The organism is Amycolatopsis sp. CB00013 (assembly GCF_001905755.1).
GTDB lineage: Bacteria > Actinomycetota > Actinomycetes > Mycobacteriales > Pseudonocardiaceae > Amycolatopsis > Amycolatopsis japonica.
Genome location: NZ_LIWC01000006.1, coordinates 467,297 through 491,344 on the forward strand (window position 1 = coordinate 467,297; position 24,048 = coordinate 491,344).

At 67.7% G+C, this 24,048-nt stretch carries 27 protein-coding genes; 14 read left to right on the forward strand and 13 right to left on the reverse strand.

Annotated elements, in window-relative coordinates; translation table 11 throughout:
• Positions 1 to 385 precede the first annotated feature (385 nt).
• On the forward strand, positions 386 to 1,006 hold the full coding sequence (locus AMK34_RS35765) for a dihydrofolate reductase family protein (RefSeq protein WP_073848291.1): 621 nt from the start codon (positions 386 to 388) through the stop codon (positions 1,004 to 1,006).
• A gap of 71 nt (positions 1,007 to 1,077) precedes the next feature.
• Here the strand turns inward: AMK34_RS35765 and AMK34_RS35770 are convergent, their stop codons facing one another.
• From AMK34_RS35770 to AMK34_RS35785, 4 genes are all read right to left on the reverse strand, one after another.
• Positions 1,078 to 1,401: an ankyrin repeat domain-containing protein gene (locus AMK34_RS35770; RefSeq protein ID WP_073848292.1), complete on the reverse strand. Its 324-nt coding sequence runs from the start codon at positions 1,399 to 1,401 to the stop codon at positions 1,078 to 1,080.
• A gap of 72 nt (positions 1,402 to 1,473) precedes the next feature.
• Positions 1,474 to 1,992: a hypothetical protein gene (locus tag AMK34_RS35775; RefSeq protein ID WP_073848293.1), complete on the reverse strand. Its 519-nt coding sequence runs from the start codon at positions 1,990 to 1,992 to the stop codon at positions 1,474 to 1,476.
• A 24-nt stretch (positions 1,993 to 2,016) separates the two neighbouring features.
• On the reverse strand, positions 2,017 to 2,325 hold the full coding sequence (locus AMK34_RS35780) for a hypothetical protein (RefSeq protein ID WP_038508875.1): 309 nt from the start codon (positions 2,323 to 2,325) through the stop codon (positions 2,017 to 2,019).
• A 50-nt stretch (positions 2,326 to 2,375) separates the two neighbouring features.
• On the reverse strand, positions 2,376 to 2,789 hold the full coding sequence (locus AMK34_RS35785) for a hypothetical protein (protein ID WP_073848295.1): 414 nt from the start codon (positions 2,787 to 2,789) through the stop codon (positions 2,376 to 2,378).
• Between the two features lie 421 nt (positions 2,790 to 3,210).
• On the opposite strand from AMK34_RS35785, the gene AMK34_RS35790 reads away from it, so the two are divergent.
• From AMK34_RS35790 to AMK34_RS35820, 7 genes are all read left to right on the forward strand, one after another.
• The gene (locus AMK34_RS35790; RefSeq protein ID WP_073848296.1) at positions 3,211 to 4,611 is read left to right on the forward strand and encodes a cation:proton antiporter domain-containing protein; all 1,401 of its coding nucleotides are present in this window, start codon (positions 3,211 to 3,213) and stop codon (positions 4,609 to 4,611) included.
• A gap of 76 nt (positions 4,612 to 4,687) precedes the next feature.
• Positions 4,688 to 5,857: an acyl-CoA dehydrogenase family protein gene (locus AMK34_RS35795; protein WP_073848297.1), complete on the forward strand. Its 1,170-nt coding sequence runs from the start codon at positions 4,688 to 4,690 to the stop codon at positions 5,855 to 5,857.
• Between the two features lie 12 nt (positions 5,858 to 5,869).
• Positions 5,870 to 6,307: an SgcJ/EcaC family oxidoreductase gene (locus AMK34_RS35800; protein WP_038508868.1), complete on the forward strand. Its 438-nt coding sequence runs from the start codon at positions 5,870 to 5,872 to the stop codon at positions 6,305 to 6,307.
• A gap of 125 nt (positions 6,308 to 6,432) precedes the next feature.
• The gene (locus tag AMK34_RS35805; protein ID WP_241832939.1) at positions 6,433 to 8,742 is read left to right on the forward strand and encodes an ATP-binding cassette domain-containing protein; all 2,310 of its coding nucleotides are present in this window, start codon (positions 6,433 to 6,435) and stop codon (positions 8,740 to 8,742) included.
• A gap of 93 nt (positions 8,743 to 8,835) precedes the next feature.
• Positions 8,836 to 9,117, forward strand: a complete 282-nt coding sequence (locus tag AMK34_RS35810) for a DUF6235 family protein (protein ID WP_073848298.1) — start codon at positions 8,836 to 8,838, stop codon at positions 9,115 to 9,117.
• A 156-nt stretch (positions 9,118 to 9,273) separates the two neighbouring features.
• Complete coding sequence (locus AMK34_RS35815) at positions 9,274 to 9,879, forward strand: response regulator transcription factor (protein ID WP_038522440.1); 606 nt, start codon at positions 9,274 to 9,276, stop codon at positions 9,877 to 9,879.
• Positions 9,880 to 10,306: 427 nt separating this feature from the next.
• Positions 10,307 to 10,924: an SRPBCC family protein gene (locus AMK34_RS35820; RefSeq protein WP_038508864.1), complete on the forward strand. Its 618-nt coding sequence runs from the start codon at positions 10,307 to 10,309 to the stop codon at positions 10,922 to 10,924.
• Positions 10,925 to 10,949: 25 nt separating this feature from the next.
• Here AMK34_RS35820 and AMK34_RS35825 read toward each other — a convergent pair whose 3' ends face one another.
• A complete protein-coding gene (locus AMK34_RS35825; RefSeq protein WP_073848299.1) occupies positions 10,950 to 11,411 on the reverse strand; it encodes a GNAT family N-acetyltransferase in 462 nt (153 codons plus the stop codon).
• A gap of 151 nt (positions 11,412 to 11,562) precedes the next feature.
• Between AMK34_RS35825 and AMK34_RS35830 the strand changes: the two genes are divergently transcribed.
• Genes AMK34_RS35830 through AMK34_RS35845 form a run of 4 tightly spaced genes read left to right on the forward strand, consistent with a single transcriptional unit; the run spans position 11,563 to position 14,159 of the window.
• The gene (locus tag AMK34_RS35830; protein WP_038508860.1) at positions 11,563 to 12,138 is read left to right on the forward strand and encodes a YbaB/EbfC family nucleoid-associated protein; all 576 of its coding nucleotides are present in this window, start codon (positions 11,563 to 11,565) and stop codon (positions 12,136 to 12,138) included.
• Positions 12,132 to 12,467: a type VII secretion target gene (locus AMK34_RS35835; RefSeq protein ID WP_037341293.1), complete on the forward strand. Its 336-nt coding sequence runs from the start codon at positions 12,132 to 12,134 to the stop codon at positions 12,465 to 12,467. Before AMK34_RS35830 ends, AMK34_RS35835 begins: the two co-directional genes overlap by 7 nt.
• Positions 12,464 to 13,723 (forward strand): hypothetical protein, encoded by a 1,260-nt coding sequence (locus AMK34_RS35840; RefSeq protein WP_073848300.1) that lies wholly within the window; start codon positions 12,464 to 12,466, stop codon positions 13,721 to 13,723. Before AMK34_RS35835 ends, AMK34_RS35840 begins: the two co-directional genes overlap by 4 nt.
• 58 nt (positions 13,724 to 13,781) lie before the next feature.
• Positions 13,782 to 14,159 carry a RidA family protein gene (locus AMK34_RS35845; protein WP_037341290.1) on the forward strand — a complete coding sequence of 126 codons (378 nt, stop codon included), beginning with the start codon at positions 13,782 to 13,784 and terminating at the stop codon, positions 14,157 to 14,159.
• Between the two features lies 1 nt (position 14,160).
• Here the strand turns inward: AMK34_RS35845 and AMK34_RS35850 are convergent, their stop codons facing one another.
• Positions 14,161 to 14,865: an SDR family NAD(P)-dependent oxidoreductase gene (locus AMK34_RS35850; protein ID WP_073848301.1), complete on the reverse strand. Its 705-nt coding sequence runs from the start codon at positions 14,863 to 14,865 to the stop codon at positions 14,161 to 14,163.
• Positions 14,866 to 14,955: 90 nt separating this feature from the next.
• On the opposite strand from AMK34_RS35850, the gene AMK34_RS35855 reads away from it, so the two are divergent.
• Positions 14,956 to 15,573, forward strand: a complete 618-nt coding sequence (locus AMK34_RS35855) for a TetR/AcrR family transcriptional regulator (RefSeq protein WP_073848302.1) — start codon at positions 14,956 to 14,958, stop codon at positions 15,571 to 15,573.
• A gap of 48 nt (positions 15,574 to 15,621) precedes the next feature.
• On the forward strand, positions 15,622 to 16,200 hold the full coding sequence (locus tag AMK34_RS35860) for a hypothetical protein (protein WP_073848303.1): 579 nt from the start codon (positions 15,622 to 15,624) through the stop codon (positions 16,198 to 16,200).
• Positions 16,201 to 16,302: 102 nt separating this feature from the next.
• Here AMK34_RS35860 and AMK34_RS35865 read toward each other — a convergent pair whose 3' ends face one another.
• The 7 genes from AMK34_RS35865 to AMK34_RS35895 form a co-directional block, all read right to left on the reverse strand.
• The gene (locus AMK34_RS35865; RefSeq protein WP_073848304.1) at positions 16,303 to 17,493 is read right to left on the reverse strand and encodes an ATP-grasp domain-containing protein; all 1,191 of its coding nucleotides are present in this window, start codon (positions 17,491 to 17,493) and stop codon (positions 16,303 to 16,305) included.
• Positions 17,490 to 18,545 (reverse strand): cysteine synthase family protein, encoded by a 1,056-nt coding sequence (locus AMK34_RS35870; protein ID WP_073848305.1) that lies wholly within the window; start codon positions 18,543 to 18,545, stop codon positions 17,490 to 17,492. Before AMK34_RS35870 ends, AMK34_RS35865 begins: the two co-directional genes overlap by 4 nt.
• Positions 18,542 to 19,525, reverse strand: coding sequence for an ABC transporter substrate-binding protein (locus tag AMK34_RS35875; RefSeq protein ID WP_073848306.1), 984 nt, complete (start codon positions 19,523 to 19,525; stop codon positions 18,542 to 18,544). The genes AMK34_RS35870 and AMK34_RS35875 overlap by 4 nt, the downstream gene beginning before the upstream one ends.
• Positions 19,522 to 20,310, reverse strand: a complete 789-nt coding sequence (locus tag AMK34_RS35880; RefSeq protein WP_083650094.1) for an ABC transporter ATP-binding protein — start codon at positions 20,308 to 20,310, stop codon at positions 19,522 to 19,524. The genes AMK34_RS35875 and AMK34_RS35880 overlap by 4 nt, the downstream gene beginning before the upstream one ends.
• Entirely contained in the window at positions 20,310 to 21,401 is a 1,092-nt protein-coding gene (locus AMK34_RS35885; RefSeq protein ID WP_073848307.1) for a FecCD family ABC transporter permease, read from the reverse strand. The genes AMK34_RS35880 and AMK34_RS35885 overlap by 1 nt, the downstream gene beginning before the upstream one ends.
• A complete protein-coding gene (locus tag AMK34_RS35890) occupies positions 21,385 to 22,122 on the reverse strand; it encodes a class I SAM-dependent methyltransferase (protein WP_038522435.1) in 738 nt (245 codons plus the stop codon). Before AMK34_RS35890 ends, AMK34_RS35885 begins: the two co-directional genes overlap by 17 nt.
• Positions 22,123 to 22,508: 386 nt before the next feature.
• Entirely contained in the window at positions 22,509 to 23,504 is a 996-nt protein-coding gene (locus AMK34_RS35895) for an XRE family transcriptional regulator (RefSeq protein ID WP_274534460.1), read from the reverse strand.
• Between the last annotated feature and the right edge of the window lie 544 nt (positions 23,505 to 24,048).

The window sequence follows — 24,048 nt, forward strand, 5'->3', positions numbered from 1 at the left end:
ATTCGCTGCACGGGGCCAGCAACCCACAGGTCGGCACCATGACCGACGGCGGGAACCTGTGCCGAGGCAGGCGGCGGAAGGCTGCACAACCGCTCCCCCGGCCCTATCGGGTCTGCCCCACGAACGCACGCTAGGCGGCATGAGCGGATGTCGACGTGGCGCAGTCCACCCCGATGATCGGGCCATAGCCCTGGGCAGGTCGCCGTGCTTCATGCGGCCGGAGAGCCGGCCATCTGTGGGGAGGAAATCTCGGACCTGTTGTCGAACCCGGCGCCGCGCGATCGACGTACGGGTGAGAGCGGCGGACGGTCGACGGATCGAACGTGCCAGTGGATCGCATGTCACACCGACAGCCCCGCCGACTGACCAGAGAAGGGTATTCAGGATGCCTAGGACACCGCTGCGGCTGTACATGTCCATGTCGGTCGACGGGTACATCACCGGGCCGGACGACCGGCCGGGCCAGGAACTCGGCCGCGGCGGAGGGCGGCTGTTCAACTGGCTCGACGACCGGATGTCCGAGGGGATCAACGGGCAGGTGTACGCCGAGGCCGGTTCGACCGGCGCCGTGATATCCGGACGCCGCACGTTCGAGCTGGCCGGCCGCTGGAACGGCGATCACCACGACGGCGTGCCGATCCATGTGCTCACCCACACCATCGACCCGGCCGACAAGCCACCGGGCAGCGCGAAGTTCTACACCGATGTCAACGCGTGTGCCGACGAGGCCCGGGAAGCGGCGGGAGATCGAGCCGTGCTGGTCCACGGCGCGGGTGCGGCGCGGGCTCTGCTGGCGGCAGGCCAGCTCGACGAACTCGAACTGCACCTCGTCCCCGTGTTGCTCGGCGACGGACGGCGGCTGTTCGAGGCGACCGAACTCGGCAACATCGAACTGGAGCCCGTCCGGCGGCTCGAAGGCCGCGACGTCACACACCTGCGATACCGCGTAGTCCACCAAGAGCGCCGTTCGCACCGAGCCATCGTCCACCGATCGACATCGACATGAGAGCGCGTGACCGATAGTCGCCACCAGACAGGGAGTCAGCCGGATGGCCGCACGTCATAGTCAAGGCATCATCAGGGCCTGGACGCCCATGCCTCGAAGAGAGCCGACGCCAGCCAATGGCGGCTTACGAAGGCCATGTGCTCAGCGCTGACGCCACAACCGCCATCAGAACGACGTTTCGGGTCCGCTCCTCGCGCCAGCAAGTAAGCCGTGACGTCCACACGCAGCGGCTCACCCGTCTGCACGTGACCGTCGATCTCGACGTCGATGGCATGGTGCAGCAATGTGAGCCCGCCATGTTCTTCGTTGATGTCGGCGCTGCCATCGAGGAGTTCACGAAGCAGCGGAAGGTCGCACATCTCGACAGCCCGATGAGCAGGGCTCAAGTCGTTCACCGTCAGATCACCCAGCTTCCTGAAGCGGACTCGATATTTCTACCGAGTCCGGCCGCAGGCGGCTCCCGGTGATCACGGGCAGACGATCCGCACCAACCTGCCCATGCCGCTGCTCTCGCCGGAATCCGGCCTGAAGCGGACCGGGAAGTCGACGATGTAGCGCATCCAGCCCTTGTATTTACCGTCCCTGCAGTCCGTGGCCGCGTTGTTCTGCGCCCCCCAGGTGTTGTGCACGTTCCGCTCGTCGGAAACGGACACCCTGGTCCGGTCGCGGTACAGCCGTGCCCAGATCCTGATCCTCGCCACCTGCGCCGTACAGCGGACTTCGACGACGACGTTGACCCTGCCGGGCCGGTGGGTGGAATGGTGCGGGTGATGCACCTTGGGTGTGCAGGTGATCACCGCGTCCCCGGGGCCTCTCGCCGAGACCGGCGACGGTCTGTTCTCGACTTCGTCCGGTCCGGCGGCGATCGTACCGGGCGAAGTCGAGAACACGGACGCTTCGGCCGCGGGCGCGATCCCGGCCGCGACCAGCACGATGACCGCCAGTGTCCCGGCGGCGCGCGAAGTGGACGTGAAAAGGTTCTTCATGATTTTCCCTTGGTCGTCGACTCATCAGCGTCGCTCGCGAATTTTCGTATCGCAGCTGACGCTCACGTGACTCGCACTGAACCGATCCCAGGTGAATGCGAGTTCGACAGCTGTTCCGTCGTCCTCGACGGACAAGTCGCAATGGAAATTGTCGCGCGGCCGATATGCTCTGCCCTCGCAGGTGAACTCGACGTACCAATGGTCGCGGCCAGGTTCGGTGTCGTCGTCGAATCGGGCGCCGAAAACGTGGACCCGCTCGCCCGCGCGCAGCACGAAGCCCGTTCGCTCCGCCACGTGCCTGCCGGAACAGGAATGTCGCACGACGTCGACCACGACTTCGCGATCGGTGTGATTCGCCAGGTAGGTCGGGCAGTGCCCGGACGTCACGACTTGTCGAGCGTCTTACGGCAACTACTGGACTGCGGCGGGTTCACGTAGAAGAGCTCCAGGTCGAAGCTCAGTTCGACGTTCATGCCTTCGTCGAACTTGGTGAGGGAGCAGTAGAAGTTGCTCGGCACCGTGTAGGTGTCTTCGCCGTCGGTGAAGTCGATGTACCAGTAGTCGAACGACGTGCCGGCCCCGGTCTCGTAGTACGAGGTGAACACCGGGACCCGCTCGTGGTTGTCCAGGGAGAAGTCGGTCTTCGTACTGGTCGGCTTCCCTTTGAACATATGTCTTATTTCGTTCACCGTGATCGTTTTCCCGGTGTAGTTGGTCAGGAACGTCGGGCAGTCGCGATCGGTGCCGAGAATCGCTTCGTTCTGGGACGTGGGCGTTCCGACGGGTACCTCGGTCACGGGCTTCTCCCTTTCCGGCGTGTTTTCGCGCGCCGATCGGCGCGCGATATCCAGAATCTCGCCACACGACCGTGAAAACCAGAGCGGCGAACGCCGACCAATCCGACGTGACGACCTGTCACGCCTCCGTGTCCGAGTCGTCACCGCGCCGCCGGGCCACGAGGCCGGCACAGCATCGGGTGGACTAAGCGTGCGTCCGATCGACGCATGGCCTGTGGCGCTCCGTGGTCGTCCGGCGGCGCGGGAGGCACTGGGAGCGTCTCTTCGACTGCTGTTCCGAAAAGCGTTACGAGACAACCGGTTCTTGACTGGATCTCCATTCGGGATTGTTAGCTTCGGTCAAGCAATTCCGGCTGTCGGCACGATCCGATCACCCTCGACGGTTGGTCGCGAACGTCACCGAACGTTGAGCGGAAGGGACATGGTGGAGAGCGAACCCCGACCCGGTCGCCGGGCATTGTTCGTCTACATAGGACTGGTCGTGGTTCCCGTGGTGGCCGCGATCATCCTGCTGGGGCAGGGCGAAGGCGGTGCCGGTGTGGCCGCCGCGAAGGAGGCGACCGGACCCTCGCTGGCCCAGCTACTGCTGGCGATCACCGTGGTGGTCGGCGCCTGCAAGATGGTCGGGTGGCTGGCCCAGCGGATCGGGCAGCCCGCGGTGATCGGCGAGGTCACCGCGGGCATCCTGCTCGGCCCGTCCGTGCTCGGTGCGTTGTGGCCTTCGGGCGCGGCCGTGCTGATCCCGAAGGCGGCGGTGCCGCAACTGAACGTCGTGGCGCAGCTCGGCGTGATCTTCTTCGTGTTCCTCGCCGGGCTGGAACTGGACACCAGGCTGTTGCGCGGCCGCGGACGGCTCGCGCTGGTCGTCAGTCACGTCAGCATCGCGCTGCCGTTCCTGCTCGGCGTCGGGCTCGCCATGGTCGCCTACACCCGGTTCGGGGCGGGCGGCGGATTCCTGCCGTTCGCGCTGTTCTTCGGGGTGTCGATGAGCATCACGGCGTTGCCGGTGCTGGTGCGGATCCTGCACGAGATCGGGCTCTTCCGCAGCGAGATCGGCGTGGTGGCGCTGACCTGCGCGGTGGTCGACGACGTGACCGCGTGGAGCCTGCTGGCACTCGTGATCGCGCTGACCACGGCTTCCTCGCTGTTCGGAGTGGTGCTGACGGTCGTACTCACCGCGGCCTTCGTGGCACTGCTCGGCCTGGTGGTGCGGCCCCTGCTGCGGAAGTTCGTGGCCGGCGCTCCGGCGGCACGGCTGCACCGGGTCGCGCCGCTCTCGGTGGTCGGGGTGCTGATATGCGCCATGGCGACCGAGTGGATCGGCGTGCACGCGATGTTCGGCGCGTTCGTGTTCGGGGTGGTGTTCCCCCGCGACAACCCGGTGGCGACCTGGCTGCACGACAAGGCCGGTGGGCTGACGACGGCGTTGATGCTGCCGTTGTTCTTCGCCTACAGCGGATTGCGCACCGACCTCGGCCTGCTTTCCGGCGGCGGCGCGTGGCTCTGGTGCGGCGCGATCCTGCTCGTGGCCGTCGCGGGCAAGTTCGGCGGCTCGGCACTGGCCGCGCGGGCGGTCGGCGAGAACTGGAATCGGTCGCTGCAAGTGGGCGCGCTGATGAACTGCCGCGGCCTGACCGAACTGGTGGTGCTCAACATCGGGCTCGATCTCGGCGTGCTCTCCCCGACGCTGTTCACCATGCTGGTGATCATGGCGCTGGTCTCGACCGCGATGGCGGCGCCGATGGCGACCTGGTTCGCCCGCCGCGACGGCCAGAACGTGGTGGATTTCCTCGGCCGCACCTCCGAACGTGCGGCAGCTTGACGCACCGGCAAGCGGGAAGACGTCTCGGCGTCCGTCCGCTGCGAAGCTGGACCAGTCGACGATCTAGGAGGTCAAGGTGTCGAGCACCGATGTTCCGACGCGGGAGGAACTGGTTCGCCGCGTGGCCGAACTGGCACCCGCACTGAAGAAGCACTCGGCCTGGCAGGAACAGAACCGGCGGGTGCACGAGGAATCCATCGAAGCACTGGCCGAGGCCGGCGTCTTCAAGCTGCGCCGCCCCAAGCGTTACGGCGGCTACGAGGCCGACACCCGCACCCTGGTCGACGTCGCCACCGAGATCGGCCGGGCCGACGGCTCGACCTCCTGGGTGGCCTCGGTGTACTGGATCCCGACCTGGATGGCCTGCCAGTTCCCGGAGGCGGTGCAGGACGAGGTGTTCGCCACCTCGGACGTGCGCGTCTGCGGCACGCTGAGCCCGTCCGCGATGGCCGCGCCGGTCGACGGCGGGGTCGTGGTGAACGGCAAATGGGGCTTCATCAGCGGGGCCCTGCACGCGCAGTGGCAGGAGATCATCGCGATCCTCGTGCCGCCGGAGGGCGAGCCGTACCCGATCATGGCGCTGGTGCCGATCTCGGATCTGCTGGTCGTGGACGACTGGGACACCTCGGGTCTGCGCGGCACCGGCAGCGTGTCCACGGTGGCACAGGACGTCTTCATCCCGGCGGAGCGCGTGCTCCCGCTGCCGGCGGTACTGGAAGGCCAGGGCGGGGCTTCGGCCTCGATCTACCGGGCGCCGCTGCTGCCGGTCGCCTCGGCGTCGTCGGTGGGCACGCTGGTCGGGATGGCGCGGGGCGCGCAGGAAACCTTCCTCAAGCGCCTGCCGGACCGCAAGATCACTTACACTGCCTACGAATCCCAGCGCGAGGCCCCGATCACGCACCACCAGGTGGCCGAAGCGGCGCTGAAGATCGACGAGGCCGGGTTCCACGCGCACCGTCTGTCCACTTTGGTCGACACGAAGACCGCGGACGGCAGCCCGTGGAAACTCGAAGAACGCGCGATCGCGCGGGCCGACCTCGGCGCCGTGGTCCGCCGGGCCAAGGAAGGCATCGACATCCTCGCGGCCGCCTCCGGTGGCTCGTCGATCTACCACGGCATCCCGATCCAGCGCATCGCCCGCGACGTCGCCGCGGTCAACCTCCACGCGCTGATGCACCCCAACACCAACACCGAGCTGTACGGCCGCGTGCTCTGCGGGCTCGAGCCCAACACCCTCTACATCTAGGAGGATCCTCCGATGACCACGACCGAAACCGGCACGGCCGCCGACCAGGCGGCGATCGCGGCGCTGACCCAGAAGGTGATCGCCGCGTGGGCGTACCACGACGCCGACGCCTTCGCCGGTGTCTTCACCGAGGACGGCACGATGATCCTCCCCGGTGTGTTCAGGAAGGGCCGCGACGACATCCGGGCGTTCCTCGTGGAATCGTTCGCGGGCAACTACAAGGGCACCCAGGTCACCGGCCGCCCGCTGGAGATCCGGTTCTTCACCCCGGACTCCGGTGTCCTGATCACCCAGGGCGGGGTGCTCGGCCCCGGCGAGACCGAGGTCGCGGACTCCCAGTCGATCCGTGCGTCGTGGACGGTCGTCAAACGGGACGGCGCCTGGCAGCTGGCGTCCTATCAGAACACGCCCGCCAAGCAGCAGCTGCCGAAGCCGGGCACGGCCGCCTGAACCCTCCACATCGGAACCCGGGCCTTCCCTCCTCAGGGCCCGGGTTCCGCCCTGCCTGTCCGCTGAACCTCTTCCGAAGTGCTCGATCCTTTGGAGCGTCGCGCGCGGCGGTGGGAAGGTGAATCATGCGCGAAATCGCCGCCGGATTGTTCATGTCCCTGGACGGGGCGGGTGAGGGAATCCGCGTCACCGGCGCTCACGAGAACAACCTGAAGGACGTCTCGCTCGAGCTCCCGAAGAACCAGATCACGGTTTTCGTCGGGGTTTCGGGTTCCGGGAAGTCCTCCGTGGTGTTCGACACGATCGCCGTCGAGGCGCAGCGCCAGCTGAACGCCACCTTCCCCTGGTTCATCCGCAACCAGTTGCCCAAGCACGAACGCCCGCACGTGGACGGCATCGAGAACCTGACCACCCCGGTCGTCGTCGACCAGCGCCCGCTCGGCGGGAACGCGCGCTCGACGGTCGGCACGGTCGCCGACATCCATCCGCTGCTGCGAGTGTTGTTCTCCCGGCAGGGAAAGCCCAGCGCGGGCAATCCATCGCTGTACTCGTTCAACGACCCCAACGGGATGTGCCCCGACTGCGAGGGCATCGGCCGCGCGCTGCGCCCGGACCCCGAGCTGATGCTCGACAGGACGAAATCGCTCGACGAGGGCGCGATCCTGGTGCCGGGCTACCCGGTCGGCAGCCCCGGCTGGCAGTTCTACGCCAACCACGACGCCATCGACCCGGCCAAGAAGCTCGGCAAGTACACCGCGAAGGAGATGGACACCCTTCTGCACGGCAAGGAGGGCAAGGTCCAGCTCACCTTCAAGAACGGCAAGACGCAAACGCTGACGTTCGAAGGCCTGGTCGCGAATTTCACCCGCCGCCACCTGAAACGCGACACCGGATCGATGAGCGAGAAGACCCGCGCCCAGGCGGAGAAGTTCATCACCGAGGGACCATGCCCGGCCTGCCGCGGCGGACGGCTGAGCGAAGCCGCGCTGGCGACCGAACTGGCGGGCAAGAACATCGCGCAGTGGTGCGAACTGCAGATCACCGATCTGATCGAGCTGATCAAGTCCGTCAAGGACGAGCAGACCGCCGCGATGGCGCAGGGCGTGCTGGCCGCGCTCGAACGCATCGAAGCGATCGGCCTCGGCTACCTTTCACTGGACCGGGCGACGACTTCGCTGTCCGGCGGTGAGGGACAGCGGCTCAAGCTGGTCAAGCACCTGGGCAGCGACCTGACCGGGCTGACCTACTTCTTCGACGAGCCCAGCGTCGGCCTGCACCCCCGCGACGTCGGACGGCTCAACGAGCTGCTGCGGGCGTTGCGGGACAAGGGAAACACGATCCTCGTGGTCGAACACGACCCGGACGTCATCGAGATCGCCGACCATGTCGTCGAGATCGGGCCGCGTGCGGGCGTGCACGGCGGCGAGGTCGTCTTCCAAGGGACGTACCGGCAGCTGCGCGCCGGCAAGACGTTGACCGGGGCCGGGCTGGCACGCTCGGGTGCCGTCAAGGAGGATCCGCGTCAGGCCAAGGGAAAGCTTTCGATCAAGCGAGCCTCGCTGCACAACCTGAAGAACGTGTCGGTCGACATCCCGGCCGGCGTGCTCACCGCCGTCACCGGTGTCGCGGGTTCGGGCAAGAGCTCGTTGATCTCCGGTGTCTTCCGCGAGGCGCATCCGGACGCGATCTTCGTGGACCAGACGCCGATCGCGGCGTCGTCCCGCTCGACTCCGGCGACGTACCTCGGCCTGATGGACCCGGTGCGCAAGCTCTTCGCGAAGGCGAGCGGCGCGAACGCGGCGTTGTTCAGCTTCAACTCCCAGGGCGCCTGCGAGGAATGCCAGGGCCGCGGCGTGCTGATCACCGAAGTGTCCTATATGGACCCGATCACGAAGCGCTGCGAGAGCTGCGACGGGCGCCGGTTCTCCGGCGAGGTGCTCGCGCACAAGCTGCGGGGCAAGTCGATCGCCGACGTGCTGGACCTGTCCGCGGAACAGGCGGCGGAGTACTTCACCGAGGCCCCGGTGCTGGCGAAGGTGAACGCGCTGATCGAGACCGGGCTCGGATATCTCGGGCTGGGTCAGGCGCTGAGCACGCTGTCCGGCGGTGAACGTCAGCGGATCAAGCTGGCGGACCGGCTTTCGGGCGGCGGCGGCAACGTCTACATCCTCGACGAGCCGACCACCGGTCTGCACCTGACCGACATCGACCTGTTGCTGGGCCTGCTCAACGGCATGGTCGACGCTGGCAACACGGTGGTGGTGATCGAGCACGACCTGGCGGTGATCGAACAGGCGGACTGGGTCATCGACCTCGGGCCCGGTGGCGGCAGGAACGGTGGCGAGATCGTCTTCACCGGCCCGCCCGAGAAGCTCCTGACCGCGGAGAGCTCGGTGACCGGCGAGTACCTCAAGCGCTACCGGCAGGCGGGCTGAGCAGTCCCCCGCACCGCGTTCGGCGCAGGAGACGAGACGCCCCACGCCCTCGGTGGCGGCCATACTGTAAGCCGGTGCGGCGAGGAGGCACGGATGACGGTGCGACTGGTGCTGACCGGCGGGATGGAATGGCTGGATTCGATTCCGGAAAGCGAACGCGCGACGGTTTTCACCGCGTTGTTCGCCGTCTGCGACGGATCCGCGTTCCTGACCTACGGGGTTTTCAAACTCGGCGGCGGTCCCGGCCGATTCCTGCTGACCGTGGCGCCCGCGCTGGCGATCCGGGTGCGGATCGATTGGGTGCGTTCGGAGTTCGAGTTGCTGGGGCTCAGCAGGGAACCCGTCGAGTGGCCGCGAGAGCTGGACGTACTCTGAAGCGCTTTCCCTTGCGGCATCCGGCCGCGGGCGCTGGCGCGACCGGCCTATGCCGTTCGCATGATCGGAAAGCGTATTCTTCGATATCACCGCATGGGGTGAGAATCCCGTAGGATGACGGCGGAGCCACTGAACTGGGGTGCGAGGTGCTTCGTGGTGATCAAAGTGCTGCTTGCCGAAGATATGCACATGGTTCGCGGGGCGCTCGTCGCCCTGCTGAACATGGAATCCGATATAGAAGTGGTCGCCCAAGTCGCCGCGGGTGACCAGATCCTTCCGACGGCGAAATCCGTCCGGCCCGACGTCGCGGTCATCGACATCGATCTGCCGGGCAAGGACGGTCTGACCGCGGCCATGGAGCTCCGCGAAAGCCTGCCCGGCTGCCATACGCTGATCCTCACCAGTCTCGGCCGTCCCGGCACGGTCCGGCGCGCGCTGGACGCGAAGGTCAACGGCTTCATGCTCAAGGACGCGCCGTCGGACAGGCTGGCCAACGCGGTGCGGTCGGTCGCGATCGGACGACGGGTGATCGACAGCGAATTGGCGCTCGCCGCTTGGGAAACCGACGACTGCCCGCTGACCACACGCGAGGTCGAGATCCTGCGGGTGACCGCGCGCGGGCGCACCGTCGCCGACATCGCGGCCGAGCTGTTCCTGTCGCCCGGCACGGTCCGGAACTATCTGGCCGCGATCGTCACGAAGCTCAACGCGCGCAACCGGGTGCACGCGATCCGCATCGCGACGGAGGCGGAATGGCTGTGACTTCTCGTTGAAGTAGCGAAGAGCCCACTGCGGCCAAACCCTTACGCCGCGCCGATACCGTGGTCCGTGGACCGTGGACCACTGCCCACGCGAGTTATTGAGGGGTAAGGCAAACGTGTCGTGGTGGCGGACGGGTCGATGATGGAGCGAAGGCTCCCTTCACCGCGTCTACTGCGGTGAAGGCAGCCTTCACCTCGGTCACTCACCCGCCGCGGCCACTTCGCCGCCGGCGCCTGTGTCGCGAAAGCCACTTCCGCGACGCTAGATGTCTCGAAAGTGGCTTTCGCGACACGTTCGACACGCGGAAAGCCGGCGAAGACTTACCCTCGTTAGACCTTCTCACTTTCGCTCTTGACGTTCACGACAGCTTCGCTATAGCTTCTAACTATCGCGACAGGCGATAACAACAGGAGCGAAGGAGAAGCCCATGTCCGGCAAGCGCGCGGCCCTGCTCACGATCCCACTGGCCATCGCCGGCGTCCTCGGCGTCACGGCACCGGCCCAGGCCGCCCCCACCCACCACACCAAACCGGCTTCGCTTACCTGCCAAGGAAAAGGCATCGACCGGTCGGCCAAGGTGCACTACCGGACCGAGACCTTCGTCAAGGCGCCGCTGCGCACCATCTGGAACCTGCAGACCGACGTGGAGGCCTGGCCGTCCTGGCAGAACCCGGCCATCCCCGTCACCATGAAGCGGCTGGACGACGGCCCGCTGCGCAAGCATTCCCGCTTCCAGTGGACCATCCCCGTCCCGCCCGGCATGCCGTACCCGCCCGGCGACGTGACCATCGTTTCGACCGTCCGCCAACTCCAGCCCGGCAAATGCCTCCGCTGGACCGGCCCGCTCGACGGTCCCGGCGGTATGCACATCGACGGCGTCCACGTCTGGAACTTCGTCAAGGTGCCCGGCGGGGTCATCGTCCGCACCGAAGAGAGCCACACGGGCCCGCAGGTCGACAAGGACGTGCCCGGCTCCACCGCGATGCTCGGGCAGGGCCTCGAGATCTGGCTGAAGGACCTCAAGAAGGCCGCCGAACACCGGTAGCGGGGACGTCCGGGCGGGGCCGGGCTCACCTGCTCCGGACCCGCCGGACGACGCCGCTCGGCTCGACCCGCTCCACCGTGAAACCTTCGCGCTCGAAGAAGGCGCCCGCCCGTTCGTCCGCCACCAGATGCTCGGCGTACACCCGCCCGGCGGCCACGGGCAACCGTCCGATGAGGACTTCGAGCAACCGCGAGCCCAATCCGCGATACCGAGGAAGCGTGTACAGCTTGCGGATCACGTGCTCGTCGCCGTCGAGACCACGCTGCCCGACGCCGGCCGGCCGCCCGCCGTCCTCGGCGATCACGACCTCGCCGAGGGCGACGGCCCCGGCGATGTTCGCCGTGTTCCACCACATCCGCACTTGCCGGGCAGCCTCTTCGTCGCCGATCAACGGCGCGTAGTGGGCCCGGACGTGCTCTTCGCCGAAACGGCAGACGGCCATGACGTCGTCGCGATCCGCGTCCCGCACGATCGGTCCGCTTTCCATGGCCTGCCCCGATCCGCCACCCCTGAGGCACTTTCGGGCATTCTCTGATCATCGGGCTTGTCCGACCGTCCGCCCGGTGGTAACGATACGGGCGATCCACCTCGCGACCTCTCGCATTTTCGTGCCCATCCCCCTCGAGCCAAGGCGACGCATGCAACCCAATTTCGACGCAGGTGAGGACTTCGCACTCCTTCTGGAGCGAGAGGCCAAGAAACTCGAGGAAAAAGCCCAGGCCCTGACGGCCGCGTTCACCGCCTCGGCGTCCACGGTGACCTCTCCCGACGGCTCGGTGACGGTGACGGTCGAGGCCAACGGCTCGCTGAGCGCCATCGAGTTCGGCAACCGGGCCACGTCACTGGGACCGGCAAGGCTCTCCTCCCTGGTCATGCAGACGGTGCGCCAGGCCCAGCGCAAGACCGTCGAGAAGGTCACGGAGTCCTACACCGAGATCAACGGCGAAGACGAAGCCGCGCAGTTGGTCCGCACGTTCCTGCCGAAGGTGGAGGACGAGGAAGGCGCCCCGGAGAACCCGGAGCAGGACAAGTGGGCCCCCGAGGCGCACAACGAGCCGCCGCGTCCTCAGGCGGGGTACCGGCCGCCGCCACCTCCGCAGGCGGGTCCCCCGATGCCGCCGCAGCCCGGCCGTCCCGTGCGGCCCCCGAACCCCCCGGCGCCGCGAACCCGGCGACCGGCTTCCCCCGACGACGACGAAATGAGCCCGTGGTGACCGGATTCGGTGTCAAGACGGAGACCATGACCGAGTTCGCCGGTCACCTCGACAGACTCGAGGACGAGCTGCGCAAGAGCGCCGACATGGTGGGCAGTTGCGTGGCGGATCCCGGCATCTTCGGCATCTTCGGCGGCCAGATCTACGGCGCCGGCGCGAGCATGCACTGCGGGAAGGCGCGGGACCAGCTGAACAAGTACTCGGAGAACGTGCAGGAGTTCTCGGACAGGTTGCGCGAGGCGGCGAAGCAGTACAACGCCAACGAGCAGGAGACCGAGAGGCTGATCACCGAAGCCGGCAAGGGGATCGACGAGGTGAAGGTCAAGTGAGCGACGAGTACCACCGCGGCGATTTCGGGAACAACACCGGCACCAAGGCCAGTGACTTCAAGGACGAGAAGAACAACTTCCTCGCGGGCAGTGGCGACACCACGGGCGCGGGCTTCTTCGATTCCGCGTTCTCGCTGAAGAAGGCCGTCGACGAAGGGGACAGCCTCAGCATCGGACTGGCCTCGGCGGGGATGGCGATCGAGATCCTCGGCATGGTCGCCGATCCGATCGGATCGCTGCTCACCGCCGGGATCGGCTGGCTGATCGAGCACATCGTCATCTTCCGCTGGCCGTTGGACTTCCTGCTGGGAGACCCGAAGGGCATCGAGGCGGCCAAGACGGCGATCTACAAAGAGGCCGCCGAAGTGCGGGAGTGGTCGAAGGAACACGGGGCCGCCACCACCAAGTTCATGGAGAAGTGGGACGGCGAGGCCGCCGACACCTTTCGCGCCGACATGGAGGGCGTCGCCGCCCAGATCGACGCGCTCGCCGGCTACATCGAATTCGCGGGCAAGCAGATGGGGATCGCCGGTGCCGTCATCGGCGCGGTCCGCGGCATCGTCCGCGACATCATCGCCATGACGCTGGCGGGCATCCTCAAGGCCGCGATCGTGGCGGTGGCACTGGCGCCGGTCACCTTCGGCGGTTCGATCATCGCGGCGATCACCTCCATCATGACCACGGTCGGGGTGGCGATCGCCAAGATCGCCAAGCAGATCGCCGACGTCGCCAAGAAGCTCGCCGAGATGCTCAAGATCCTGGCGAAGACCCGCGGCGCGGCCGACGACGTCGTCAAGTTGACGCTCGGCGGCGGCAAGATCAAGCTGCCCAAGCCGAAACCCGCCGGCGGTACCCCGATGCCCGGTGGCAAGAAGCCGATCGAGGGCCCGCCCCCGAAGCCGGGCGACAGCACTCCGGACGCGACGCCCGACGCTCCGAAGCCCAAACCGGAGAAGCTCGGCGACATCCCCCCGAGGGTGGTGCGCGAGAAGCTGGCGAAGGAGCTGGAGGGGCACCCCGACGCCAAGAAGATCTTGGAGCGGTACGACTACTGGAACAGCTTCCCGGTCGGCGACCTGAAAACGAGGTTCCCCAAGGCCGCGGACGCGCTCGACAAGCTCGAAAAGGGGCTCAAGATCCTCAGCGACCCGACCTACGGCGCGTCGGGCATGGCGGGGAAGACCGTCGTCGAGCTGACGAAGGCCATCCCGCCCGCCGCGAACGAGAAGCCGCCGGAGGACAAGGAAGAGAAGTGAAAGCAGGCGGTCCCGTCCCGGTGTTCCGGCGCGGGACCGCCTGTGCTTTCGTTCGGTCATGACTGAACGGGTGAACATCTCCTCCGGCGGGGACTACGAGCCGGTCTTCGGCTACAGCCGGGCGGTGCGCGTCGGCGAGCACATCCACGTTTCCGGGACGACGGCGCGCGAGCCGGAACGCTCGGGCGACGCGTACGAGCAGGCTTCGGCCGTGCTGTCGCTCATCGAGACGGCGTTGAAAGAGGCCGGTTCGAGCCTCGCCGCGGTGGTGCGCACGGTCACCTACGTCACCGACATCAAGGACGCCGACCTGGTCGCGCGGGCGCACCGCGAAGCCTTCGCCGACGTGCTGCCCGCGGCCACCATGGTCGAGGTGTCGGCGTTGCTCGACCCGAAGATGAAGGTCGAGATCGAGGCTTACGCCGTCGAGAAGTAAGTCACCTCCCGAAAGACCCGACGAGCGCTTCAGGAGCTTCGCGCGTCTCGTAAAGCTTCCAGAAGGCGTCGGCGAAGACGTCCGGATGGATCACCTCGGGCTCGAAGTCCAACGGGCTCGAGGTGATCGCCCGATGCGGCACGCTGCCCTCGATCAGCGCGCCGACGTTGACGGCCCCGGCGTAAACCCCCATCTCCGCGAGCACCGCGTTCAGGTTGAGGAAGTAGTTCCGCAGCCCGGCCTGCGCCATGCCCACGTTGCCGAGGAAGGGCGCCGGGTACCGGCCGGATTGCCCGGCGGTGAACAGGATCGCGCCGTCGCCGCGCTCGGTCATGGCGGGCAGCACGGCCCGCACCAGCGCCACCGCGGACACCAGGAACCGGTCCAGGATGAGCCGCAGGTTCTCCGGATCCACGTCGAGCACCGGCACGATGCCCTCCCCCATGGTCCCGCCGCCGGGATTGAACGCGACCGCGTCGATCCGGCCGATGGCGGTGACGGCGGCGGCGATCCGAGCCGGCTCGTAGACATCGGCGACGAACCCGCTCGCCTCGATGCCGTCGCGGGCGAGTTCGGCGACGAGCGCGTCGAGGTTTTCGGTGGTACGCGCGACGAGGGCGATCCGGAAGCCCTCGCGGCCGAACCGGCGGGCGAGCGAAAGTCCCAGCACCGGCCCGGCGCCGAAGATCGCGAGCGTCTTGGTCATCTGTCCTCCCAGGTTAAATTGAGGGTGTCCTCAACTTCTTCGAAGGTACACACAACTTGAGGCCACCTTCAACTTGACTACGATGCGGTCATGACCAAACCCCTGCGGAAGGACGCCCGGCGCAACCGCGACCTGCTGATCGAGGCGGCCAGGGGGCTCTACGCGGCACGCGGCCTCGACGTCGCGCTCGAAGAGATCGCCAAGACCGCCGGCGTCAGCATCGGCACGCTGTACAACCACTTCCCGCAACGCGCGGATCTGGTGAACGCCGTGTTCGCCGACCGGACCGAGACCGTCGCGAAGCTGGCCGAACACGCGCTCTCCCTCGACGACGCGTGGATCGGTTTGACGTCGTTCGTCGAACGGGTCTGCGAACTGCAGGCCGCCGACCGCGGCTACAACGAACTCGCCTCGACGCGGCCACCGCAGGCCGAAGACCTCGAACGCGGCTACGAACTCATGACCCGGATCGTCGAACGCGCCCAGGAGAGCGGCGCCCTGCGCGAAGACTTCACCCTCGAGGACATGGCCTTCGTGACCTGGGGGATCGCGCGCACCGTGGAGGCGACCGCGACCGTCCGGCCGGAGGTCTGGCGACGTCATCTCGCGCTGCTGTTCGACGGGATGCGGGCACCTGCCGCGAACCCGTTGCCGGAGCCCCCGCTGAAGCCCGCCGAACTGGCCCGCATCATGGGTGGCTGCGGCTGAAGGCAACCCTCCGCCCCTCCGGCGCGTGTTCATCCCGGAGGGGATTCCATGAAGACGAAAATTCTGCTCATCGCCCTTGCGCTGTTCGTGACGACCGCCTGTTCCGGGGAGCCGCCGCCGGCTCCCGCGACGGTCACCGCCACCCCGTCGTCCTCGGCGCCGAAAGCGCCCGCCGGGCCGGACGCCAAGACCGTCGCCTGGCTCGACGGGATGTGCGGCGCGATATACGGCTACATGAAGGCTTCCAACGATTACGCGAGCAAGCAGCGATCGGGGACCGAAGTGACCCGCAACGCGCTGAAGGAAGAACTCGGGATCCGCGCGGGATTCGCGGGCAAGGCGGTCGACGAACTGACCGCGCTGCCCCCGTCTCCGATTCCCGGCGGCGACACGGTGCGGAAGTCCCTTGTGGACCAATACACCGCCGCGAGGGACGCGGCGAACGCGGGCAAGCAGCGGCTGGAGAAGTCCGGGAACAGCGCGGCCATGGACGCGGGCATCAAGGCGATGGACGCCACCCAGAAGCCGATCACGGAAACCCCCGACCTCATGCCCGCGCTCAAAATCGACACGCAGGAACTGATGGCCGCCGCCGCGGAGGCCAAGAAGTGCGCGGCTCCGAGCTAAGGCGTCTTCCGCTCCCGGCGTCCACGCGCGTTGCGAAAGCCACTTTCGCAACCTTCAACGTTGCGAAAGTGGCTTTCACAACGCGCCACCACTGACGAACTCTCAAGCATCGATCTCCGGCGTGATCCCGCCCGCCGCCGCGAGCGCGCGATGCAGCGCGAGTTCCGCCGTCGGCCCTTCGGCGAGGACGATCCCGGTGCACGACCGCTGATCCGCGAGATGCCGGATCTCGTCGCCAGGGCTCGCCGTCGGATACCACTCCGGCGCACCGGGCAGCCCGGGCAACCTGTCGAGTCCCGACCAGCCCTTCAGCACGCCCGCCACGGCCGGATACGCCAGGACGAACCCGATCCCCGGTCCTCCCCCGATCTTCTGGGTGAGCAGAGCGGGTTCCTCGCCCAGCGCCATGGCGATCATCGCGGAATAGACGTTGGTGTCCAGCGACCGGCACAACGCCTCGCCGAGCATCGCCCCGCCGATCCGGATGTTGATCTCGACGACCTCCGGGCCGTCGGCGGTGAGCACGAATTCGGTGTGCGCGAAACCCTGCTCGTGTCCGGCGGCCTTGAGCACCCGGCCGATCCAGTCGGCCAACTCGGCGTACTCGGCCTCGGGGAACGCCACCGGGAACGCCGCCGCTTCCTCCCGCCGCACGGGTTCCGGCGAAAGCTGGCGGGAGAGGATCCCGAGCAGCCGGGTCCTTCCCTGCCAGGTGACGGTTTCCGCGCTGTAGAGCGGCCCGGCGAAATACGGCTCGGCGATCAGATGTCCCTTGAGCGGCGTTTCCTTCGCCTCCAGCCTCGCCCGGTCGAGTTCGTCCTGATCGCGGACGAGCCACACCCCTCGTGACGACGTTCCCGAAGAGTCCTTGACCACCAAAGGAAATCCGAGTTCTTCGGCGACCATGACGGGCACCGGCCTGCCGCGGGTGAGCCCGTGTTCGTACAGCAGGTCACGCACGGCGCCCTTGTCCCGCAGCACCCGGACGGCGGCCGCGTCCGGACCGGGCAGGCCGAGCCGGGCGGTGAGTTCCGCGCCCGGCAGCGCCCAGGTGTCCGTCGAATTGATGATCCCGGCGAGGTCCGGGATGGCGCGCAACGCGGTTTCGCAGGCCTCGATGTCGGTGGTGTCGATGTCGACGACCTCGACCCTGTCCGGCCCCAGCGTGCCGAGTTCATAGCGGTAGATGTCGCGGTTTCCGGTGAACAGCACCAGTTTCCGCCCGGAATCCGCCGCCGCGTCGGCCAGCCTGCCCAGGCCGAAGGTGAGTGCTTCCAACAGGACGACGGTCACGACGCCCGCTCCTTCCGGTACAACGGCAGTGAGGGTTTCCCGAAGCGGCGGCGCCGCCAGTCCATGGCCGCCCACGGCAGGGCGAGGTCGTCCAGCGACGCGATCTCACGCGGCGCGAGCGTAGCCGGGTCGACGGCCTCCCGATGCCGGGAGAAAACCCTTGCCGTGTAACGATGACCGGTGTCGGCGCCGATCACGACATGCGTGCGGTCCGGATGCCGCGCCGCCTCCCAGCCCGCGACGAGGTACGCGGCGCCGGTGGACAGCCCCGCGAACACGGCGTGCTCGCGCATCAGGCCGACGGTCGCGGCCATGGCGTGCACGAAATCCAGCCAGTGGATCCGGTCGTACAGCTCGTGATCGACGTTGTCGAACGGGATGGCCGAGCCGATGCCCGCGATGATCGCGTCCGGATCGGTGAACCGTTCGCTGCCGAAGGTGACACTGCCGAAGGGCTGGACGCCGGTCAGCCGGACGTCCGGATCGCGTTCGCGCAACGAGCGCGCGATCCCGCCGGTCGACGCGCCGGTGCCCACGCTGCCGACGACGGTCAGCGGCCCGGACGGCAGGGCGCGGGCGACGAGGTCGGCGACCTCGGCATACCCGAGGTAATGCACGGGATCGTGGTACTGGCGCATCCAATGCATGTCCGGATGCCGGTCCAGCAGTTCGCGTACGCGCGCGACCCGGCGCCGCTGGTCGAGGCGGAGGTCGTCCGACGGCGGCATCTGATCCACCGTCGCACCGAGGATCTCCAGTTGCGAACGCATGGTGAGATCGACGGTGGTGGACGCGACGATATGACAGCGCAGGCCGTAGCGGTGGCAGGCCATCGCCAGCGCGAGCGCGTAGATCCCGCTGGAGCTGTCGATCAATGTCTGTCCTTTTCGGACGGATCCGTCGGCGAGCAGTGACCGGACCGCGCCGAGTGCGGCGTAGACCTTCAAGGTTTCGAAGCGGATCAGCACGACGTTCGGTTCGAGCCGGATCAACGACGGCGTCTTGATCGCGTCGGTGACGTGTTCGTGGACCAGCGCGGACATCGCGGTCACCGGCCGATCGAGCGCAGGTACGCGGCCAGCGACTCGGCGCCCGCGGCGTTACGCGGGCCGCTCACGAGATCGCCGTAGGAGATGACGTGGAACCGGTTGTCGCGCACGGCGGGCGTGTTCTTCAGCTGTGGCGAGGATTTCACGAACGCGATCTTGTCCTGCGCGGACCGGTCGGCGTAATCCACGACGACGATCACCTCGGGTTCGGCCTTCACCACCGCTTCCCAGCCCACACTGCCCCAGCCGTCCTGCAGGTCGCGGAAGACGTTCGTCCCGCCCGCGGCGTCGATGATGTCGTTGGGAGCGGCGTGTTTCCCGGCGGTGAACGGCTGATCGGTGCCGGAATCGTAGACGAACACCTTGGCGGGCGGCGATTTCGGCGCTCCGGCACGGACCTTGTCGAAGCGCCCCTTGAGTTCCGCGACCAGTTCGTCGGCCCGCTGACGGACGCCGAAGATGTCACCGAGGTTGCGCAGATCGGTGTAGAGCGCTTCGAGCGGCGTCACCTCCGACTTCGCGGTGGGGTACTCCCAGCAGGTCTCGGTGTGCAGATAGCTGCGGATACCGACCTGCTCCAGCAGTTTCGGCGTGATGCCGCGTTCCTCGCTGAATCCGGAGTTCCAGCCCGCGATCACCCAGTCCGCCTTGGCGTTCACAAGGATCTCGCGGGTGACCCGCGAGGTGCCGAGCCGTTCGACCTTGGCGTAGTCGTCCTTCCACGGCGAACCGGCGATCGACGGGTCGCCGAGCGAATTCATCACGTAGCCGCGCATCCGGCCGGCGAGCCCGAGCGCGAACAGCTTCTCGGCACCGGAAACGTCGTACGCCACCGGACGTTGCGGCGCCGGGAAGGTGACCTGCGCGCCGCAGTTGGTCACCGTGGCCTGTGCCGGTGCGCTCGGCCCTGCTTCGACCTGGGCACCGCAGGCGCTCAGGAGCAGTGCCGCGGCGAAGAACGCGGTCACCCTGGACGGCTTCATCGTGAGATCCCCTCGGTTTCGTCGGCGGGAAGGTCGTAGAGCAGTTGGAGCGCGCCGGTCACGGGATGGGTCACCTGGGTGACCTCGACACCGAAGACGGCGTGGATCGTTTCCGGCGTGAGCACTTCGGACGGCGTGCCGCAGGCGGCGAGCGATCCCGCGCGCAGCAACGCGATCCGGTGACAAACGGCGGAGGCGAGGTTGAGATCGTGCAGCGCGACGAGCACGGTGAGCCCGCAGTCACGCAGGAACTTCAGCAGTTCCACCTGGTGGCGGACGTCGAGATGATTGGTCGGCTCGTCGAGGACCAGCACCTCCGGTTCCTGCACGAGCGCCCTCGCCACCAGGACCCGCTGCCGTTCGCCGCCCGAAAGCGTCAGCACACCGCGCTGCGCGAGATGGGTGATGTCCATGCGCCGCAACGCTTCCCGGCACAGCGCGCGTTCACGGGCCGAGAGCCGGAGGTTGCCGCGCTGATGCGGCGACCGGCCGAGCGCGACGACCTCCTCGACGGTGAAGTCGAGATCCGCCCGGCTGTCCTGGGTGAGCGCGGCGATCCGGCGGGCGGTGTCGCGCAGACCCTGCTCCGCGATGTCGGTCCCGTCGAGCAGGACCGCGCCCCCGGACGGGGCCAACGCGCGGTAGACACAGCGCAACGCCGTCGACTTGCCGCTCCCGTTGGGGCCGAGGAGGCCGACGACCTCGCCCTCGCCGACGTCCAGACGCAGCTCGCGGATCAACGTCGTCCCGGCCACCTCGACCGAAAGTTCGCGCAACGACAGCATCAGCGGCCTCCGAACGTGTAGCCGCGGCGCCGCATCACGACGAGGAACACCGGAACGCCGATCAACGCGGTGATCACGCCGAGCGGCAGTTCCTCGGGGGCGACGAGCGTGCGGGCCAGCAGATCGACCCACACCAGGAAGACCGCGCCCACCAGCGGCGCGAGCGCCAGCACCCGGCGATGCCCCGAACCGGCGATCATCCGCACCACATGCGGCAGGACCAGCCCGACGAACCCGATCGAACCACTGACCGCCACGAGCAATCCGGTGACGACCGCGGTGAGCAGGAACAGCCAGCGTCGCAAGGCGGCCGCGTCGGTGCCGAGGCTCATCGCGGTCTCGTCGCCCATGGACAGGACGTCGAGCGCGGTGCCGTAGCGCAGCAGGACCACGACCGCGACGGCCACGCCGAGCGCGGCCAGCGGCAGTGACGCCCACGTCGCCGAGCCGAGGCTGCCGAGCAGCCAGAACAGCACGGTCTGCGCGGCCTGGCCGTTCGGCGAGAGGTAGACGAGCACGCTCATCACGGCCTGGAAGGCGTACGTGAGCGCGACTCCGGTGAGCACGAGCCGCAACGGCGTCAGCCCGAATTTGCTGCGGGCGGCCAGATACACCAGCGCGGTCGCACCGAGCGCGCCGAGGAACGCGGCCGTCGACAGCGCCAGCACGCCGAGCCCGGCGAACAGGCCGAACACGACAACGGCGGCGGCACCGACCGAGGCGCCCGAGGAGATCCCCAGCACGAACGGATCGGCGAGGGCGTTGCGGACCAGCGCCTGCACGGCAACTCCGACCACCGCGAGCCCGGCGCCGACCACGGCCGCCAGCAGCACCCGCGGCGTGCGGACCTGCCAGACGATCGAGTACCCGGTGACCTCGTCGCCGGTGATGGTGCCGCCGGTGATCGCCTTTCCCAGGTAGCGCAGGACATCCGCGAGCGCGACGGTGGACGGGCCGAGCGCGATGCCCGCGATCAGCGAGATCGCGAGCGCGGCCGAGAGCAGGAGCACCGGGCCGGTGAGCCGGAGCGGGCGTGAGGTCTCGTCGTCCGGTTCCGCGAAGAGGCGGAGCGGCTCAGGCACGTTCACCACGCACGATCAGGCGGCGCGCGTGGTTGTCGTACGGCGAGCCGTCGAAGTCGCCGAAGCATTCGACGCCGGTGAAGCCCGCGGTCTCGAACAGCGCCTTCAGTTCCGCGGCGCTGTACAAGAAGGAGAGGATCGACGCCCGCTTCGCCTCGCCACCGCGCACCAGGGTCCATTCGGTTTCGAGGCGGGTCCAGTCGTCGAGGATGGTGTCGCGCATGAACACCGTCCCGCCGTCGATGTCGACCGCTTTCGGCCGCCCGACCCAGCCGGCCAGCACCTCCTTGCCGAGCACGTCCACCAGCAGCCTGCCGCCGGGCGCGAGGCTGGCGTGGGCGTTTCGCAGCACTGTGAGGTTGTCGCCGGGCTCGGTGAAGTAGCCGAACGACGTGTACATGTTGATGATCAGGTCGTACGCGCCGGGCTCGGTGTACTCGAGCATGTCGGCCTGGATCAGCTTCGCGGCGACTCCCGCGTTTTCGCAGGCCTCGCGGGCGCGTTCGAGCATCGCCGGGCTGAGGTCGACGCCGGTCACGTCGGCGCCCCTCCTGGCCAGCGGCACGACGTGGATCGCCGGGCCGCACGCCAGATCGAGCACCTTCGTGCCGTCGGCGACTTCGAGCAGCGGTGACGTGGCCGTCAGGCGTTCGGCCTCTTCGGCCCGGCTGGGCGGGAACATCACGTCCGCGAAGCCGACCCACAGGTCGTCGTCCTCGTACCAGTGCATCTCTCTCCGCTCGCCGGGCCGCACGATTCAGCCCCACAAGTCGTCGAAAGGTCGTCTTCGGTTCCCGGCGTCGCCAAATCCTCGTGAGTGAGAAGGACGGTTGGAACCAGTCGCTGCGGGGGCCGGTAGTGGGCTGAAGGCTCCCTTCGCCGAGTCCGATGCGACGAAAGGAGCCTTCGACCTAGCCGGAAACGGGCCTCCCGTGACTGGTCGGACGTCACGTGTGATCCGACGGACGACACACGTGACCAGATGGACGACACATCCACGACCAAGCTCCGCCGCGTGTCGTCCGTCCAGACACACGTGTCGTCCGTCGGATCACACGTGTCGTCCGTCGGATCACACGTGTCGTCCGTCGGATCACACGGGACCGCACCAGGCACTCACGGAGGCGGGATCAGATCGATCAAGAACGTCTGGTCCGGCGCCCCCGAACAGCGTTCCCGCACCACCTCGGTGCCCGCCACGGTGTCCAGGTCGCGCAGGCCGAGACACTGGCTGGTGCCGACGGGCCGGATGACGAACCGTCCCGGTTCCGCCGGGCCGGCCGCGCCGATGGTGAAGAGCTGGTCCATACCATCGTCGTCACAGTCGTCGCGGGGTTCGAGCAGGTCGTGCCCCAGCCCTTCGTTCACGACCGTGAGACAGCCGACCCCGGTGTCCGGATGGTGCCACTGGATCTGCACGGCGTTCTCTTCCCCGACAGGATCGAGGAACAGGTGCGGCGACGCGTCACCACCGCAGGTCTGCTGGGCGACGATGGTGCCGGGGTAGAGCCGGGTCCGGTCCGTCCCCTCGGCCAGGCAGAACTCGGGTGAGCGCGCGGGCCGGATCCGCGCCCAGCTGCCCACCTCGCGCACGTCGAGGCCCGGCACCACGGCCACGGTGTCCTTGGGTTTGGAGGACGCCCCGAAGGAGCGCGTCAGATAACCGAGCGTCCCGACGAGGACGACGCTCATGAACGCGGCCACGATCATCGGTGTCCGCCAGCGCCGACGGCGCCGCGATTCCGGTTCCGGTGGCGCGACGGCTTCCGACTTCGGTTCGTCGGCGGGCCGCGGCGGAGCCCCCATCGCGATCCGCGTCCGGGCGTCGAGCCACCGCCGCACCTCTTCGTCGGTCAATCCGCACGCGCGCGTGAACGTCTCGACGAACGATTCGCGCGGCAGTGTGGTGCGGCCGAGGGTGGTCGCGACCGTACTCGCCGGAAGTGTTCCGCCGAGTTCTTTGGCTCTTCCGGCCAGCTGCCGATAAGTCAATCCGGACCACGTTCTCAATACACGCAGTGCTGCCGTGAACTCAGCCGGTGAAGCCGTGGAGTCCGGTGGGTGAACCGTCGTCGGCGACTCCCCGTCGCCGTCCCCCTCGTCAACGATCATCGCTCTAGATTGACTGAGCCGATCTGAGCCGCGATACCGCCATTCAGCGGCGCCGGAATCTGCTGTTCGGACCACTCGAACGATTTCGAACAAGGCCGAACTACCCGAAGGTTGCCCCTGCGCTGGTCAGGAAGTCAGGCTGACCTCGGTCGGCCCCCACGCCGGCCACGACTGGGGAGGCTCGGGAATACCGAGCCGAAGAAAATGAGCAAACCAGAGGAATCCGTACGACCATCGTCAAGGGCGACGGTGAACCCGGCGGAAACAGCTGGTTCATCTCGGAAGGCGTCCACTGAAATCTCCGTACTGAACACCGGATGACGTCTGCCGTCGCCTGAATGCGGCGTCGGCCGCCGATTCCGAAGAATAGTCCTCGTGCGCCGCCGGTCTGAGCACACACGAGGGAATAGGGCTGCGAATCCAGTAGCAGACCACTTGTTCACAGATTCGACCTGTATTCGCCCGGTGACCGTGCGTCGACATAAGCATTCGCACCGTTCTCCGGCGATATGGCTCGGTCTTGTTCGAACTCGGTCGTCCTGAA

Coding starts and splice junctions, on each gene's coding strand:
- AMK34_RS35765 (WP_073848291.1), top strand. CDS start 386: ATGCCTAGGACACCGCTGCGGCTGTACATGTCCATGTCGGTCGACGGG.
- AMK34_RS35775 (WP_073848293.1), bottom strand. CDS start 1,992: ATGAAGAACCTTTTCACGTCCACTTCGCGCGCCGCCGGGACACTGGCG.
- AMK34_RS35790 (WP_073848296.1), top strand. CDS start 3,211: ATGGTGGAGAGCGAACCCCGACCCGGTCGCCGGGCATTGTTCGTCTAC.
- AMK34_RS35800 (WP_038508868.1), top strand. CDS start 5,870: ATGACCACGACCGAAACCGGCACGGCCGCCGACCAGGCGGCGATCGCG.
- AMK34_RS35805 (WP_241832939.1), top strand. CDS start 6,433: ATGCGCGAAATCGCCGCCGGATTGTTCATGTCCCTGGACGGGGCGGGT.
- AMK34_RS35810 (WP_073848298.1), top strand. CDS start 8,836: ATGACGGTGCGACTGGTGCTGACCGGCGGGATGGAATGGCTGGATTCG.
- AMK34_RS35820 (WP_038508864.1), top strand. CDS start 10,307: ATGTCCGGCAAGCGCGCGGCCCTGCTCACGATCCCACTGGCCATCGCC.
- AMK34_RS35825 (WP_073848299.1), bottom strand. CDS start 11,411: ATGGAAAGCGGACCGATCGTGCGGGACGCGGATCGCGACGACGTCATG.
- AMK34_RS35830 (WP_038508860.1), top strand. CDS start 11,563: ATGCAACCCAATTTCGACGCAGGTGAGGACTTCGCACTCCTTCTGGAG.
- AMK34_RS35845 (WP_037341290.1), top strand. CDS start 13,782: ATGACTGAACGGGTGAACATCTCCTCCGGCGGGGACTACGAGCCGGTC.
- AMK34_RS35850 (WP_073848301.1), bottom strand. CDS start 14,865: ATGACCAAGACGCTCGCGATCTTCGGCGCCGGGCCGGTGCTGGGACTT.
- AMK34_RS35855 (WP_073848302.1), top strand. CDS start 14,956: ATGACCAAACCCCTGCGGAAGGACGCCCGGCGCAACCGCGACCTGCTG.
- AMK34_RS35860 (WP_073848303.1), top strand. CDS start 15,622: ATGAAGACGAAAATTCTGCTCATCGCCCTTGCGCTGTTCGTGACGACC.
- AMK34_RS35875 (WP_073848306.1), bottom strand. CDS start 19,525: ATGAAGCCGTCCAGGGTGACCGCGTTCTTCGCCGCGGCACTGCTCCTG.
- AMK34_RS35880 (WP_083650094.1), bottom strand. CDS start 20,310: ATGCTGTCGTTGCGCGAACTTTCGGTCGAGGTGGCCGGGACGACGTTG.
- AMK34_RS35890 (WP_038522435.1), bottom strand. CDS start 22,122: ATGCACTGGTACGAGGACGACGACCTGTGGGTCGGCTTCGCGGACGTG.
- AMK34_RS35895 (WP_274534460.1), bottom strand. CDS start 23,504: ATGATCGTTGACGAGGGGGACGGCGACGGGGAGTCGCCGACGACGGTT.